This is a genomic window from Variovorax sp. PDC80 (genome assembly GCF_900115375.1).
Taxonomy (GTDB): domain Bacteria; phylum Pseudomonadota; class Gammaproteobacteria; order Burkholderiales; family Burkholderiaceae_C; genus Variovorax.
The window spans coordinates 185,664-201,059 of the sequence record NZ_FOWG01000012.1; the positions used below are offsets into that span (position 1 = coordinate 185,664).

At 69.9% G+C, this 15,396-nt stretch carries 13 protein-coding genes; 3 read left to right on the top strand and 10 right to left on the bottom strand.

Annotation, left to right across the window (positions count from 1 at the left end; translation table 11 throughout):
• Window positions 1-20 precede the first annotated feature (20 nt).
• The 6 genes from BM109_RS30485 to BM109_RS30510 all read right to left on the bottom strand — a co-directional run bounded on the left by BM109_RS30485 (window position 21) and on the right by BM109_RS30510 (window position 6,013).
• Entirely contained in the window at window positions 21-695 is a 675-nt protein-coding gene (locus tag BM109_RS30485) for a class II aldolase/adducin family protein (protein ID WP_093351361.1), read from the bottom strand.
• Window positions 696-987: 292 nt separating this feature from the next.
• Entirely contained in the window at window positions 988-2,259 is a 1,272-nt protein-coding gene (gene otnK / locus BM109_RS30490) for a 3-oxo-tetronate kinase (RefSeq protein WP_093351363.1), read from the bottom strand.
• A gap of 3 nt (window positions 2,260-2,262) precedes the next feature.
• Entirely contained in the window at window positions 2,263-3,276 is a 1,014-nt protein-coding gene (gene denD / locus BM109_RS30495; protein WP_093351366.1) for a D-erythronate dehydrogenase, read from the bottom strand.
• A 34-nt stretch (window positions 3,277-3,310) separates the two neighbouring features.
• Complete coding sequence (locus BM109_RS30500) at window positions 3,311-4,201, bottom strand: alpha/beta fold hydrolase (protein WP_093351368.1); 891 nt, start codon at window positions 4,199-4,201, stop codon at window positions 3,311-3,313.
• The gene (ltnD, locus tag BM109_RS30505; protein WP_093351371.1) at window positions 4,198-5,121 is read right to left on the bottom strand and encodes an L-threonate dehydrogenase; all 924 of its coding nucleotides are present in this window, start codon (window positions 5,119-5,121) and stop codon (window positions 4,198-4,200) included. Before ltnD ends, BM109_RS30500 begins: the two co-directional genes overlap by 4 nt.
• 82 nt (window positions 5,122-5,203) lie before the next feature.
• On the bottom strand, window positions 5,204-6,013 hold the full coding sequence (locus tag BM109_RS30510) for a FadR/GntR family transcriptional regulator (RefSeq protein ID WP_093351373.1): 810 nt from the start codon (window positions 6,011-6,013) through the stop codon (window positions 5,204-5,206).
• A gap of 144 nt (window positions 6,014-6,157) precedes the next feature.
• Here BM109_RS30510 and BM109_RS30515 point away from each other — a divergent pair, with 144 nt between their 5' ends.
• Both BM109_RS30515 and BM109_RS30520 read left to right on the top strand, forming a co-directional pair.
• Complete coding sequence (locus BM109_RS30515; RefSeq protein ID WP_177239499.1) at window positions 6,158-6,745, top strand: DUF6932 family protein; 588 nt, start codon at window positions 6,158-6,160, stop codon at window positions 6,743-6,745.
• A complete protein-coding gene (locus BM109_RS30520; protein WP_093351378.1) occupies window positions 6,729-7,697 on the top strand; it encodes a hypothetical protein in 969 nt (322 codons plus the stop codon). Before BM109_RS30515 ends, BM109_RS30520 begins: the two co-directional genes overlap by 17 nt.
• Here the strand turns inward: BM109_RS30520 and BM109_RS30525 are convergent.
• From BM109_RS30525 to mdeB, 3 genes are all read right to left on the bottom strand, one after another.
• Complete coding sequence (locus BM109_RS30525; RefSeq protein ID WP_093351381.1) at window positions 7,694-8,866, bottom strand: MFS transporter; 1,173 nt, start codon at window positions 8,864-8,866, stop codon at window positions 7,694-7,696. The genes BM109_RS30520 and BM109_RS30525 overlap by 4 nt on opposite strands.
• Window positions 8,867-8,869: 3 nt before the next feature.
• Complete coding sequence (locus tag BM109_RS30530) at window positions 8,870-9,889, bottom strand: GlxA family transcriptional regulator (protein ID WP_093351384.1); 1,020 nt, start codon at window positions 9,887-9,889, stop codon at window positions 8,870-8,872.
• A 91-nt stretch (window positions 9,890-9,980) separates the two neighbouring features.
• The gene (mdeB, locus tag BM109_RS30535) at window positions 9,981-12,680 is read right to left on the bottom strand and encodes an alpha-ketoglutarate dehydrogenase (protein WP_093351386.1); all 2,700 of its coding nucleotides are present in this window, start codon (window positions 12,678-12,680) and stop codon (window positions 9,981-9,983) included.
• A gap of 105 nt (window positions 12,681-12,785) precedes the next feature.
• Between mdeB and BM109_RS30540 the strand changes: the two genes are divergently transcribed.
• Window positions 12,786-13,259: an Lrp/AsnC family transcriptional regulator gene (locus BM109_RS30540; protein ID WP_057595886.1), complete on the top strand. Its 474-nt coding sequence runs from the start codon at window positions 12,786-12,788 to the stop codon at window positions 13,257-13,259.
• 18 nt (window positions 13,260-13,277) lie between these two features.
• Here BM109_RS30540 and BM109_RS30545 read toward each other — a convergent pair whose 3' ends face one another.
• Window positions 13,278-15,323, bottom strand: a complete 2,046-nt coding sequence (locus BM109_RS30545) for a PhoX family protein (protein WP_093351389.1) — start codon at window positions 15,321-15,323, stop codon at window positions 13,278-13,280.
• Window positions 15,324-15,396: the final 73 nt, after the last annotated feature.

A 15,396-nucleotide genomic window follows, 5' to 3' on the forward strand; every position in this document is an offset into this window, starting at 1 on the left:
GATTGTGGTCTCGAACGGAGTCACCAGCGCGCGCCGAAGGTCGCGCGCAGTTCGGCGATCTGTTCGGGCGACAGCGGTGCGGGTGGCGTGGCATGGTCGCGCGTCATGAGGTGGAGCCTGGCGGTCTCCTCGAGTTCCTCGAGCACGGCCATCGCGGCGGTGGGGGTGTCGTGCCACACGTTGGGGCCGAGGCGGTCGAGCATCACGGCGCGGATCGGCACACCGGCCGTGCCGCGCTGCGCGATGACCCGCGCGACCTCGGCCGCCGCTTCGGGCGCACCCGGGCGGTGATAGTGGATGCGCGGCACGTGGCCGACCTTCATCACGAAGTAAGGCGTGAGGGCGGGCAGCAGTTCGTCGCTGGTTCCACTCAAGGTGAGTGCAACGCAGTGACTGCTGTGGGTGTGGATCACGCAGGCGGTATCGGCATCGAAAGCTCTCGCTGCTTCGTAGATGCGCATGTGCAGCGCGATGGTCTTGCTGGCACGGTCGCCACTGATCTGCTGGCCCTGCGCGTCGAGCCTCGCGAGCCGCGCGGGGTCGAGGAAGCCCAGGCAGGCATCGGTCGGCGTGATGAGGAAGCCACCGTCTTCCAGGCGCACGCTGATGTTGCCGGCCGTAGCGTGGACGTAGCCACGATCGAACAGGCTTTTGGCTGTGCGGCAGATTTCTTCTCTTGCTTTTGTTTCGGTCATGGTTGTTTGCTGCGGTTGGATCGGTCGGGGCGCGTGCACAGGACAGCGGGTACTTCCCTCCGCGAATGTCCCCCGGCCTTCGGCCTCCTCCTTGATTTCGCTGCGGGAAGCACCCACTGCCCTGTGCACGGAGGCGCTCGGGTTGTGCCGGCCGATCGAGCGCAGCGCGTCTGGCGTGCGTCGATGGGGTACTCCCCGCAGCGAAATTAAGGAGGAGCCGAAGGCGGGGGACATTCGCGGAGGGGAGTACCCCATCGGCGCACGCCCGCCCCGGCCTGTCGACACCCCAAGATCACCCCAACACCGCAAACGCCTTGGTAAAGAAATCATCCCCCCCAAAGTTCCCCGACTTCAAGGCGATATGCACCCCAGTGTCCGGCGACAACGAGGAACGCGCATGACACCACGGCACCCCCGGATCGATCTGCGGCCCGATCTGCAATTGCGCGATGCCGAGCGCCTGCACGCAGGCCCCGGAGGTTTCGCCGCCCGCCACCACGAGCTGGCGCACACCACGCTCGACCAGCCCGCGCGCGATCGCGGCGATGGTGCGCTCGACCATCGCGCCGGCCTCTTCCACGCCCAGTTGGCCTTGCACCGACTTCACGGCACCGGCTTCGGCCGTGGAGTAGACGAGCACCGGCCCCTTGTCGATCAGCGGCGCGGCCCACGCCAACGTCTCGGCCGCGACGTCGACACCGGCCGCGATGCGCAGCGGATCGATGGCCAATGCCGCGCCGCCACGGCCGATGAAGTCGAGCACCTGCCGGTTGGTGGCCAGCGAGCAGCTGCCCGACACCACTGCCGTGCGGCCGCCGGCCTTCGGCAACGCGCTGGCCTGCGAGGAGGGCGTGAGCCCGAAATTGGCCGGCAGGCCGATGGCCACGCCCGAGCCCGCGGTGACCAGCGGCAGCTTCGCGAGCGCCGGGCCCATGCGCAGCAGGTCGTCGTTCGACACCGCGTCGACGATCGCGATCGACACGCCCTCGGCCTTCAGCTGCGCGATGCGCGCCTCGATCGCTTGCGCGCCGCGCGCCACCACCGCGTGATCGATCAGCCCCACCTTGCGCCGGCACTGCGCCTGCAGCACTCGCACCAGGTTCGGGTCGGTCATCGGCGTCAGCGGATGGTTCTGCATGCCGCTCTCGTTGAGCAGCACCTCGCCCGCGAACAGGTAGCCCTTGAACACCGTGCGCTTGTTGTCGGGGAAGGCCGGCGTGGCGATCGTGAAGTCGCAGCCCAGCGCCTCCATCAGCGCCTCGGTCACCGGGCCGATGTTGCCCTGCGGCGTGCTGTCGAAGGTCGAGCAGTACTTGAAGTAGATCTGTTGCGCGCCCTGCGCCTGCAGCCAGCGCAGCGCCTCGAGCGACTGCGCGCTGGCCTCGGCCGGCGCGATGGTGCGCGACTTGAGCGCGACCACCACCGCATCCACCTCGACGGCCAGCGGGCCCTCGGGCACGCCGATCGTCTGCACCACGCGCATGCCCGCGCGCACCAGGTTGTTGGCGAGGTCGGTGGCGCCGGTGAAATCGTCGGCGATGCAGCCGAGCAGCAGCTTCGCCATCGCTCAGCCCTTCACCGCGAGCTTGACCGCCTGCGGGTTCTCGCGCACGTAGTCGCGCAGGATCGCGTCGAAGCTGGCATCGGCCTTCAGGCCCAGCGCCTCGGCACGCGCCGCATGCACGCGGCTGGGCCAGCTCGTGACGATCTTCGCGATCGCCGCGTCGGGCTCCCAGTCGATCAGGCTCGTCGCCTCGGTGCCCGCGATGCGCTCGAGCGCCTGCGCCATCTCGCGCACGGTGGTGGTCAGCGCGGGCAGGTTGACCGCTGTGCGTGCACCCCATTCGGCACCGCTGGCCGTGGCCGCGCGCACGATGCCCGCGATGGTGTTGCCGGGCGAGGCCAGCGCCACCGGCGTGTCGGGCGCGACCGGGCAGCGCGCGCGCTCGCCCGCCAGTGGTTCGCGCAGCATGCCACTGAGGAAGCTCGAGGCCGCGCCGTTGGGCCGGCCCGGGCGCACCGACACCGTCATCAGCCGCACGTTGCGGCCCTGCACGAAGCCCTTGCGCGTGAAGTCGGCCACCAGTTGTTCGCCGACGAACTTCTGGATGCCGTAGCTGTTCTGCGGCGTGGGCAGCGTCGTGTCCTCGATCAGCGCCGGCAGCCGCTGCTCGGGCGAATCGCCGAACACCGCGACCGAGCTCGAGAACACGAACACCGGCGCATGGCCGGCGCGGCGCGCGGCCTCGAGCAGCGCGCGCGTGGTGTCGAGGTTGCTGCGCATGCCGAGGTCGAAGTCGGCCTCGCATTCGCCGCTGACGGCGGCCGCCAGGTGGAACACGAGCTGGCTGCCCGCGATCGGCAGCGTGCCGCTGTGCGCCTGCTCGAGCAGGTCGCCCTGCAGGAACTGCACGCGCGCGTCGGCCGCGAGGTCGGCCGGCGGCGCCACGCGGTCGGCCAGCACGATGCGTTCGATGGGTTGCGGCGCGGCGCCGGCCAGTGCCAGCGGTCCCTGGGCGAGCAGCGTGCGCGCGAGGCGCGCGCCGAGGAAGCCGCAGCCGCCGGTGATGAGGATGTTCATGGTCGTCTTGTCTCGGTGGTCGTTCGCAAGTGGGTCAGAGGGCCGGCAGGAAGCGCAGCAGCGCATCGGCCACCGCCTCGGGCGCCTCGCGCTGCGGGAAGTGGCCCACGCCGTCCAGCAGCTCGCGGCGGTAGGGACCGCTGAAGAAGCGCTCCTTGCCCGCCGAGCTGTCCGGATGATTGCACGCATCGGCCGCGCCGTGCAGCACCAGCGCGGGCGCCGACAGCACGGGCGCGGGATCGAGCGCCGCGTCGTCGGCCGCGTAGTGCGGATCGCCGGGCGCGTAGCCCCAGCGATGGCGGTACGAATGCACCACCACGCGGGCCCAGTCCTCGCCCTCGAAGGCAGCGGCCGTAGTGTCGAACTCGGCCTCGTCGTACCAGCCGGGCGGGCCCCAGGTGCGCCACATCATGCGCGTGAAGGCGAGACGGTCGTCGTGCACCGTGCGCTCGCCGCGCGGCGTGGCCATGTACCAGTGGTACCAGTAGTTGCGCGCCTGCTCGAGCGGCACCGGCTGGCCCGGCGCGTTGGTGCCGTAGCCCACCGACAGGAGCGCCAGCGCGCTCGCCACGCCGGGGCGCAGCCCGCAGGCATTGGCCACCGCGCGGGCGCCCCAGTCGTGGCCGACCAGCGCGGGGCGCTCGAGCCCCAGCGCATCGATGAAGTCGAGCAGGTCGCGGCCCAGCGCCGAGAGCTGGCCGCTGCGCGGCGTGTCCGCATGCAGGAAGCGCGTGGGCGCGAAGCCGCGCAGCGCGGGCAGCAGCACGCGCCAGCCGGCAGCGGCCAGGCGCGCGGCCACGCCATGCCAGCCGCGCGGGCTGTCGGGCCAGCCGTGCACCAGCACCACGGTGGCGGCGCCGGCGGCGTTCCACTCCTCGTAGCCGATGCGCAGCAGCGGCGTGTCGACGGTCCTGTGTTCGCTCACGAGGCATTTCCTTTCGCGGCCGGCAGCTCGATGCCCGGGAAGATCTTGATCACCGCGCTGTCGTCCTCGCGCGCATGGCCCGCGGTCGAGGCCTGCATGAACATCTGGTGCGCGGTGGACGACAGCGGCAGCGGAAACTTGCTGGCGCGCGCCACGTCGAGCACCAGGCCCAGGTCCTTCACGAAGATGTCGACCGCCGACAGCGGCGTGTAGTCGCCCGCGAGCACGTGCGCCATGCGGTTCTCGAACATCCAGCTGTTGCCCGCGCTGTGGGTGATGACCTCGTAGAGCGCGGCCGGGTCCACGCCCTCGCGCAGGCCCAGCGCCATCGCCTCGGCCGCGGCCGCGATGTGCACGCCGGCCAGCAGCTGGTTGATGACCTTCACCTTGCTGCCCGCGCCCGCGCTGTCGCCGAGCCGGTAGACCTTGGCGGCCATCGCGTCGAGCACGCCGCCGGCCTTGGCGTAGGCCGCGGGCGTGCCGGCGGTCATCATCGTCATCTGGCCGCTCGCAGCCTTGGCGGCGCCGCCCGAGATCGGCGCGTCGAGGTAGAGCAGGCCGAGCGTCGCGAGCCGCGCCTCGAGCGCCACCGACCAGTTGGGGTCGACCGTCGAGCACATCACGAACAGGCTGCCGGGCTTCATCGAGGCCGCGCAGCCCGGCGTGCCGCCGTCGCCGAACAGCACCGCCTCGGTCTGCTGCGCGTTCACGACGACCGAGATCACGATATCGCTGGCGGCACCGAGCGCGGCCAGCGTGTCGCAGGCGGTGCCGCCGTCGCGCGCGAAGGCCTGCGCGGCCTCGCGGCGCAGGTCGAACACGTGCGGCGCATGGCCCGCGCGGCGCAGCGACTGCGCCATGCCGGCGCCCATGGCGCCGAGGCCCACGAGGCCCACGACGGGAGGGGAGGAAGTGGTCATGGAAGGAAGGGACTGGATGATTTGTCAGGTCATCATACAAATTTGAGATGACTTTGTCTCGCACCGAATTCCAGCCCGCCCCTCAGGAGGCCTTCTTGCGCCGCCCCTTGCCGGCCGCGCCGCTCTCCTGCAGCCCCTCGACCAGCGGCCGCGCGAGCTGCGCGCCCTCCTGCTGCCAGAAGGCCGGGTCGGCCTGCTCGATGCGGCGGATCGCGTTGTCCATGTGGGTCTTGGCGGCCTCGCGCGCGCGCAGCGCATCGCCGGCCTCGATCGCCTCGACGATGCGCGCATGCTCCTGCGCCACCTCGCGCGCGAAGTCGGCGCGGCGCGCCTCGTTGGCGCGCGTGACGCGGGTGGCGCCGTGCAGGAACTGGCGCAGGTACTGCAGGGTGCCGATCAGGAACGGGTTGCGCGCGGCCTCGGCGATGGCGCGGTGGAAGCGCACGTCCTCCTCGGCGCCGTTGCCCCCCACGGCCACGGCCGCATGCAGCGCCGCGATCGCGTCGCGGATGCGGCGCACGTCCTCGTCGGTGCGGCGTTCGGCCGCCAGCGCCGCCACCTCGGCCTCGAGCGCGCGGCGCAGCTCGACCATCTGGATCACCGCCTCGCGCGAGGCCACGTGCGGCATCTCGAAGCGCAACGGCTCGACCCCGGCCGCGCGCACATACACGCCGCTGCCCTGGCGCGAGTCGACCAGCTCGAGCGACTTGAGCCGCGACACCGCCTCGCGCACCACCGTGCGGCTGACGCCGAACTGCTCGGCCAGCGCGGACTCGGTCGGCAGCCGGTCGCCTTCGGACAAGCGACCGCTGCGCACCTCGGCCGCCAGCGCATCGGCCACCTGATCGGCCAGGCGGACGGCGGGGGCGAGCGATTGGAAGCGGGCGGTCATGAATGGGCTGCGACTCTAACGCAGGCCCGCTGGCGGGATGCCATCGCATGCGGATGAAGGCAAGCGCGCAGTTCGGCGCATTTCCCGCGGGCATTTCCTGCACGTCGAGTGGCGCCGTGGGGCCCGCTCGCTATGCTGCCGCTCGTGATTCCGACCTTCAATCATTCGCACGTGCTGCCGCCGTTCGAGGGCGAGCGGTTGAGTGGCGCGCACAGCTCGCCTTACTTGGTGTCGGCCTGCGAAATGGTGCAGCGCTTCGCGATCGGCACGGCGCGGTGCACCATCCTCGACGGCCTGTTGCGCTATCGCGCCGAACTCCGCGACATCGGGTTCGTCGAAGGCTTTCAGTGGCTCGATGGCAGTTTCGTCGAGGATATCGAGGCACGCGAAGGTCGCCCACCTCGGGACATCGACGTCGTGAGCTTCGCCTACCCGCCGCAGGGAATGAGCAAGACGGAGATCAATCGGATAATGGACGAGCGCCCCGATCTCTTCGATCACGAGCGCTGCAAGCAGGGGTTTCACTGCGACACCAGCATCATCAACCTGACCACCTCACCGGAGCGGTTGGTGCAGCAGACGCGCTATTGGTATGGTTTGTTTTCTCATCGCCGCGGCGATGCCCTGTGGAAAGGCATGCTGCAATTGCCCATGGATTCCGACGATCACTCCGCCCGAGTGATGCTCGATCGACTCATGCACCAAGGAGAACCGAATGCTGGCTCAACTTGAGAAGCAATTCCTGCAGGCTGACCTGGCGCAGGTTCGTCAGCTGCTGGCGGACGGGCAGGCGCACGACGATCCGATCGCGGTGCATCAATATGCCCAGCGCGTCGCGCGCCTCGAAAAGGAACTGACCGAATTGTCGGAAGCAGGCACGAACGCACCCGTCGGCGTGGCCTTGTTCTTCGGGGGGCGCCCGGTCGTGGGCTCGAATGGCATCAAGGCGTCGTTCGGGACGCAGGCCATCGGCAAGTTTCAGAAACTCGTGAGTCAGCGCTATGCGGCCGCCGAGACAGGTCCGCTCTCTTCGCGTGGCCGCGTGCCGATGAGCGACGACACCCAGTTGCTGGTCACCGACGTCGTACGCGGCTCGTTCGGTTTCGTGCTGCAGGGCAGCGAACCTGCCAGCAGCGATGCACCGCTCAAGGACGCGGTGGATCACGTGGCCGATACCCTGTCCCGCATGGCGGCGGCGGACGACGCCCTGTTCGACGAAGCCTCGGCGGACGTGGACAACCGCCAGCTCGGAACCTTGCAGGAGTTCTTCAAGCTGCTCGACGACGAGGGCGCCAGTCTTCGCCTCGTCGAAGGCGAGCGGGACTTCGAACTCTCGACGCAAGCCGTTCGACGCGCACGCCAACGCGCCGAGGCGATGACCATCGAAGACCGCGTCGAGATGCTCGAAGGCGAGGTCATCGGCTGGGCCGAGTATTCGTCGCGCTTCGAACTGCGCCTGCATGGCGATCGGAGCGTGGTGGTCGGCACGGTGACGCGTTCCGCCATGGAGCACTCGCTTCAAGAGGGACTGGCGCCTCTGCATCGGCATGTCCGCGCCAGGGTCAAGGTGCGCGAAGCTCGGCTGCGCAACCGCACGCCGCGCAAGACATTCGCCTTGCAGGCGCTCGAAGTCATCGCGCCGCCCGCGGACTGGCCCGCGAGACCGGTCCAACAAGCGATCTAGGCCCGCTCCGCCACCGGCCGCGCGTTGAGCCACAACAGCGTCAGCGCGAACGCCAGCAGCGGCAGCATCGCGAGGTTGATCGCGATCCAGCCCACGCCCGCGAGCAGCGCGCCCGAGCCGAAGGACATCAGCACGGCCGTGGTGCCGTTGCTCAGCTCCATCAGCGCCTGCGCGGGTCCGCGCTCGTGCTCGGCGTGCGCCTCGGCCAGCAGCGTGGTGCCGGCGATCAGCATCAGGTTCCAGCCCAGGCCCAGCAGCAGCGAGCTCGCGAGGAAGTGCGCGAAGTCCTGGCCCGAGAGCGCGACCGCGGCGCTGGTCGCGAGGATCGCCGAGCCCAGCATCGCGACGCGGCGGCTGCCCCAGCGGTCGACCAGCGCGCCGGCGAAGAAGGCCGGAGCGAACATGCCGAGCACGTGCCACTGGATCACCTGGGCGGCCGCGGCGGCGGAGAAGCCGCAGAAGTCCATCGCGAGTGGGGTGGCGTTCATCGCCAGCACCATGAGGCCGTGGCCGATGGCGGTCATGAGGATGGCGGCGCGCAGCATCGGCCGCGCGAACAGCGCGCGCATCTGGGCCCAGCCGCGCGCCACGGCCGGCGGCGCCGCGCCTTCGCGCAGCCGCGACATGGCGGCCACGCCGCACAGCGCGAGCACCGCGATCGCGAGGTAGGCGCCCGCGAAGGGCACGGGCAGCGCATTGCGCGTCCAGACCGCGATGGCGGGCGCGAACACCGCCGCGCAGACGCCGCCGCCGACCACCAGCGCGGCGGCGCGGCCCTTGTGGCGCGGCTCGACCGCCTCGAGCGCGGCATAGCGGTAGAAGCCGGCCGAGGCCTGGTAGCCGCCGATGCAGGCGGCGCCGAGGCAGAACACCGCGAAGCTGCCGAGCCCCAGGCCCGTGGCGCAGACCAGCCCGCCCACCACGCCGAGCAGCGCGCCGCCCATCAGGCCGTGGCGGCGGCCGCGTCGCTGCATGAACATCGACAGCGGCGACACGGCCGCGAGGTTGCCGAGCACCAGCAGGGCGAGCGGCAGGGTGGCCAGCGCGGGCCAGGGCGCGAGCCGCAGACCCGCGACCGAGGTCAGCGTGATGCCGATGATCGAGCACGACCAGTAGAGCGCCTGGCCCAGGAACAGCAGGCGGATCGCGGGATTGCGCAGCAGCTGCATCGCTCAACTCCCGGCGCGCGGCGCGCCCGCGCCGAAGCGCTCGGCGAAGGCCTGCGGGCTCACGGCGAGGTGCTTGTGGAAGCTGCGCCGCAGCGTCTCGGGATGGCCGAAGCCGCACAGCCGCGCCACGGTCGACACCGAGGTCTGCGCATGGGCCAGCAATGCCGAGGCGGCCTCGACGCGCACCCGCTCGACATAGTGGCCGGGCGTCATGCCGAGCTCGCGCCGGAACACGCGGCTCAGGGTGCGCGGCGGCATGCAGGCGCGCTCGGCCAGCACCTCGAGCGAGAGATCGCCCGCGAGCTGGCCCGGAATCCATTCGAGCAGCGACGACAGCCGCGGCGCATGCGTGGCCTCGGGCGCGAGGAAGCGGCTGAACTGCGCCTGCCCGCCGGGTCGGCGCAGGAACATCACGAGCCGGCGCGCCACCGCCAGCGCGATCGCGCGGCCGAGGTCGTGCTCGACCAGCGCCAGCGCGAGGTCGATGCCGGTGGTGACGCCGGCCGAGGTGAAGACATGGCCGTCGCCCTCGCGCCCGCTGGGGTCGTAGGTATGGAGCCGGTCGGCCGCCACCTCGACCGCGGGATGGCGCGTGCGCAGCGCCTCGACGCTGTCCCAGTGGGTGGTGGCGAGACGGCCGTCGAGCAGGCCGGCCTGCGCGAGGATCAAAGCGCCCGAGCAGACCGAGCCGAGGCGCCGCACGCGCGGCTCGGCGCGCTGGAGCCAGGCCAGCAGCGGCGCGTTGCGCAACTGGGCCTCGGCGCCCCAGCCGCCGGGCACGAGCACGGTGTCGAAGCGCGCAGGGTCCTCATCCTCGCGCGCGGCCTCGGCCAGCAGCGAGAAGCCGGCCGAGCAGGCCACCGGCCCGGCCGCGTCGGCCAGCAGGTGCAGCGAGTAGCCGGCGGGGCGGCCCTGGCGCTGCAGCTCGACGTTGGCCGAGGCGAACACCTGCAGCGGACCGGTGACGTCCAGCACCTGGACATCGGGGTAGATCGTGCAGGCGATGGCGCGCGGTGTTTGCATGCGGGCAGTGTCATGCGCGCCGCGATTGGCTGCAACGACAACGACCCCACGGATCCGGCCACTTTCGGCGTGGCCGGCCGGTGTGGCGGGATCAGCCCAGCGCGTGCCGTGCGGCCTTCGCGATGCTCTGCGCGTCGACGCCGAAGAAGCCGCGCAGGGCGGCGCGCGTGTCGCTGCGCCCGAAGCCGTCGGTGCCCAGCGTGAGGTAGCGGCGGCCCGCGGGCAGGAAGGCGCGGATGCTCTCGGGCACGGCGCGCACGTAGTCGGTGGCGGCGACGATCGGCGCCTTGCCCTGGCCGAGCTGGCGCGCGACGAAGGACTCGCCGGCTTCCTCGCCCGCCTCCTCGCCCGAGATCGCGCGCTGCTCGCAGGCCAGGCCGTCGCGCGCGAGCTCGCTCCAGCTCGTGACGCTGAACACCTCGGCCTCGATGCCCTCGTCGGCCAGCAGCTGCGCGGCCTTCACGACCTCGGTGAGGATCGCGCCCGAGCCCATCAGCGTGACCTTCTTCTTCGCCTTGCCCGAGGCCGGCGCGTAGGTGCCGAAGCGATAGCAGCCGCGCAGGATGTCGGCCTCGGCGCCCGCGGGCACGTCGGGCTGCGCGTAGTTCTCGTTCATCAGCGTGACGTAATAGAACACGTCCTGCTGCTCGACCATCATCTCGCGGATGCCCGCGTCGACGATCACGGCCATCTCGCCCGCGTAGGCCGGGTCGTAGGCCTTGCAGTTGGGAATGGTCGCGGCCACGAGGTGGCTGCTGCCGTCCTGGTGCTGCAGGCCCTCGCCGCCAAGCGTGGTGCGCCCCGAGGTGGCGCCGAGCAGGAAGCCGCGCGCGCGCTGGTCGGCCGCGGCCCAGATCGCGTCGCCCACGCGCTGGAAGCCGAACATCGAGTAGTAGATGTAGAACGGCAGCATCGCCAGGCCGTGCACGCTGTAGCTGGTGGCCGCGGCGGTCCAGCTCGCGATGGCGCCGGCTTCGCTGATGCCTTCCTCGAGGATCTGGCCGTCGGTGGCCTCGCGGTAGCTGAGCACCGAGCCGATGTCCTCGGGCGCGTAGCGCTGGCCCACGCTCGAATAGATGCCGACCTGCTTGAACAGGTTCGCCATGCCGAAGGTGCGCGCCTCGTCGGCCACGATCGGCACGATGCGCGGGCCCAGCGCCTTGTCCTTGAGCAGGTTGCCCAGCAGGCGCACGAAGGCCATGGTGGTGCTCATCTCCTTGCCGGCGGCCGCGACCGCGAACTGCGCGTAGTTCGCGATGTCGGGCTTGGCCACCGCTTCACAGGCGGTCTCGCGGCGCGGCATGGCGCCGCCGAGCGCCTCGCGGTGCTGGCGCAGGTAGCGCATCTCGGCGCTGTCCTCGGCCGGGCGGTAGAAGTCCATGGCGGCGGCCTGCGCGTCGCTCAGCGGCAGGTCGAAGCGGTCGCGGAACTCGATCAGGTCGACCTCGCCCATCTTCTTGTGCGAGTGCGTGGTCATCTTGCCCTGGGCCGCGCTGCCCATGCCGTAGCCCTTCTTGGTGTGGGCCAGGATCACGGTGGGCCGGCCCTTGTGGGCGGCGGCCGCGGCATAGGCGGCATGGATCTTCACGAGGTCGTGGCCGCCGCGCTTGAGGCGGTCGATCTGCTCGTCGGTCATGCCCTCGGCCAGGCGCGCGAGCTCGGGGTTCTGGCCGAAGAAGTTGTCGCGGTTGAAGCGGCCGTCCTTGGCCGCGAAGGTCTGCATCTGGCCGTCGACGGTGGCGGCGAAGGCGCGCGCCAGCGCGCCGCTGGTGTCGCGCGCGAACAGGCCGTCCCAGTCGCTGCCCCAGACCAGCTTGATCACGTTCCAGCCGGCGCCCGCGAACAGCTTCTCGAGCTCGTCGATGATGCGGCCGTTGCCGCGCACCGGACCGTCGAGGCGCTGCAGGTTGCAGTTGACCACCCACACGAGGTTGTCGAGCTTCTCGCGCGCGGCCAGGGTCAGCGCGCTCATCGATTCGGGCTCGTCCATCTCGCCGTCGCCGAACACGCCCCACACCCGTCGCTTGTCGACGGGTGTTCCATCCTCCTTGCGGCCCTCCTCGCAGTTCAGCAGGTTGCGGTGCGAGAGGTAGCGCATGAAGCGCGCGTGATAGATCGAGCTGATCGGGCCGATGCCCATCGAGCCGGTGGGGAACTGCCAGAAGTCCGGCATCAGGTAGGGATGCGGGTAGCTGCACAGGCCGCGCGCGCCGCTGCCGTCGACGAAGGCGGGCGCGGTGAGTTCCTGGCGGTAGTGCGCGAGGTCGCCTTCGCTCAGGCGCCCTTCGAGGTAGGCGCGCGCATAGACGCCCGGCGCGCTGTGCGGCTGGAAGAACACGAGGTCGCCGCCATGGGCCGCGCTGCGCGCATGGAAGAAATGGTTGAAGCCGGTCTCGAACAGGTCGGCCGCGCTCGCATAGCTCGCGATGTGGCCGCCGAGCTCGCCATAGGCCTGGTTGGCCTTGGCCACCATCGCGAGCGCGTTCCAGCGCATCAGCGAGGCCAGCTTCTCCTCGACGGCGAGGTCGCCCGGGAACGGCGGCTGGTCCTCGGCCGCGATGGTGTTGACGTACGGCGTCGACAGCTCCGGCTGCCAGCCGATGCGCTGCTGGCGCGCGAGCCGCGCGAGTTCGTCGAGCATCTGGCGCGCGCGCTGCGGGCCATGGACCTGCGCCAGCGCGAGGAAGGACTCGCGCCATTCGGCGGTCTCGGCGGGATCGGGGTCGTGCGACAGCGCTGCCTCGTCGAGCAGCAGGGCACGGATCTGGTCGGCGGAAATCGGGGCGTTCATGCCGGCACTTTAAGCCGCCATGAAAAGAATTGGCTACTGCTGCAGCCCGCAGCTTGACGGCTCCCCAGCATAAAATGCCGCCAATCCTTCATATCACGGCATTTCATGCAACTCGATGCCATCGACCTGCGCATTCTCGACGAACTGCAGCGCGACGGCGCGCTGTCGAACGTGGAGCTCGCGCGCCGCGTGCACCTGTCGCCCTCGCCCTGCCTCGCGCGCGTGAAGCTGCTCGAGACCGAGGGCGTGATCGACCGCTACGTGGCGCTTGCGAGCGCCAAGGCGCTGGGCCTGGGCCTCAACGTGTTCATCTCGATCAGCCTCACGACGCAGAGCAAGCAGTCGCTGGCCGATTTCGAGCAGCGCATCGCCGAGCACGACGAGGTGATGGAGTGCTATCTGATGACCGGCGACAGCGACTACCTGATCCGCATCGCGGTGGCGGACATGGCGGCGCTTGAGAAATTCATCCTCGAGCAGCTCACGCCGATCCCGGGGATCGAGAAGATCCGCTCGAGCTTTGCGCTCAAGCAGGTGCGATACAAAACGGCGCTGCCGTTGCCGACAGCGCCGTCCTGATCACTTCGGCAGGGCCGATTACTTCGAAAGCTTCAGCTGGATCGGGTCGGCCGTGAGGTAGCCGACGGCCGCAGCGTAGCGTTCCTTGTAGTTCGCGCGCACGTACGGATCGAGCGTGGCCTGGACCTTCGAGTGGATGCCGCCCCAGTCGCCCGGGTGCTGGAAGTTGCTCATGATGTAGGTCCAGCCGTTGATCTCGTCCACGGCATGCAGGCCGGTCGACTCGCCGCCCGCGGGGATCGACATGATGCGCGCCAGCCTCTTGGTGTCGATGTTGTACGCCCACAGGAAGTTGTTGACGTGGCTGCTGCTGTCCTCGCCGATGAACAGCGTGCGCATCTTCTCGGAGAACTTCAGGTTGTCGGGGTTGCCGATGATGTCCGGGTTCGAGGTGTTGCCCAGCGGGTCGGACGTGATGTCCTCGCCCACGATCAGCGCGCGGGTCTGGGTCGGCACCCATTCGCTGACGATCGCGGCGCCGTCGCCGTCCTTCTGGCCGCCCGCGAGGTTGTGGGCCATCACGCCACCCGCGCTGAGCTTCTTCGGCAGCGCGATGTTGGTGGCGGCAGTCCAGCCCTTGCCGCCGCTGACCATCGAATCCTGGATGTTCTGCAGTGCCGAGTAGGCGACCTTGTCCTTGATGTTGACGGTCGTGCCTTCCATCTTGGTGAAGGCCATGCTCGCGCCCTTGAGGTTGGCGTAGCGGTGCGTCTCGAGGAAGGCGGCGGCCTTCTCCATGCCCGGCTTCAGGCGGACCCAGTTGGCCTTGCCGTCGCAGTACATCAGCGTGTAGCTGGCGTCGACCGGCGTCGCCGGGGTCAGCGGCGTGGCGTCATTGCTGCCGTTCTGCACGGCGTACACCACGTCGAGGATGTCAGAGGCCTTGAGCGTGTTGGCCAGGGCTTCGATCTCGGCGCTGGTGGCGTGGCCGAGCTTGATCCACGACATCTTCGTGGCGGCGGCGGCCGGGTCGATCGAGTAGCCCGCGTCGTACCTGGCGACGTAGAGCGTGCCGGCCGAGAGGTCCTTCTCCTTGTCGGCCACGAACATGAAGAAGCCGCCGTTGGTGTAGTCGTCGCCCATGATGGCGGTGCGCTGGTCGGGCATGACCTGGATCAGCTCGTGCGAGATGCGGCCCAGGCAGTAGTGCTTCTTCACGCTGCCGGTGCCGTCGGCATTGACGGTGATTTCGGGCAGGTGACCGTAGTGGTAGGGGTTGGCCGTGGTCTCGTCGCCGAACACGTTCTTGCTGTAGGCCTTGAACATCGTGTTGGTGGAGATGCTGGCCGCGTCGGGCTCGTACTCCTCGCTCGACAGGTGGGTGCCCCAGGGCGAGAGGCTCGCGCCGCAGGTGATCCACAGGCCGTGCGCGCTCGACATGTCGACGTTGTGGTACTTCACCAGGCTGAGCTTGCCGGTGGTCTGGTCCTGGTCGAGCGTGAGCACCGCGATCGGCGAGGGCAGCGTGCCGTAGGTGTTGCCGCCGGCGAGGTCGCGCGTGGTGTATTCGAACTGGACCACGGCGAACACCGGCTTGCCCTTGACGCCGTCGACCTTGGCATTCGGCACGGTCAGCAGCGAGGTGCCGTCGGGGCTGTCGGAATAGAACTGGCGCGTGTTGATCGGCACCGACTTGTCGAGGATCGGCTGGTTCTTGATGTCGTAGTAGCCGCCGGCCAGGATCCGGCCGCCCTTGCCGTCCGGCACGAGGTCGCCGGTCAGGAAGAAGGGCTGGTAGGCGAGGCGGTATTCGGTCGAGCTGCCGTTGTCGAACGAGATCTTGAGCGTGGAACCGACCGTGGTGGTGGCCATGGCGGCCGGGTCGGCCAGCGTGGGCGCGGCCATGCCGGTGAATTCGGCGGACTTGAACTGCACGGCCGGAGCCGGAGCCGGTGCTGGTGCAGGCGCCGGAGGAACGATGGGCAGGAAGCCGTTGCCGCCTCCGCCACCGCCGCAGGCGGTCAGGAAGGCAACGCCGCCGAGCGGCAGCATCGGTGCTGCGCTCAGCAGCTTGAGGGCGTGGCGGCGCGAGGCGCCGGACTGCGCCTTGGTGGAATCGGACATGGATTTCTCCCGAGTTGTCGTGGGGTGTCGTGGGATGACCGTGCAGCCTCTGTTTCTCTCCGCTGCCGGTCAG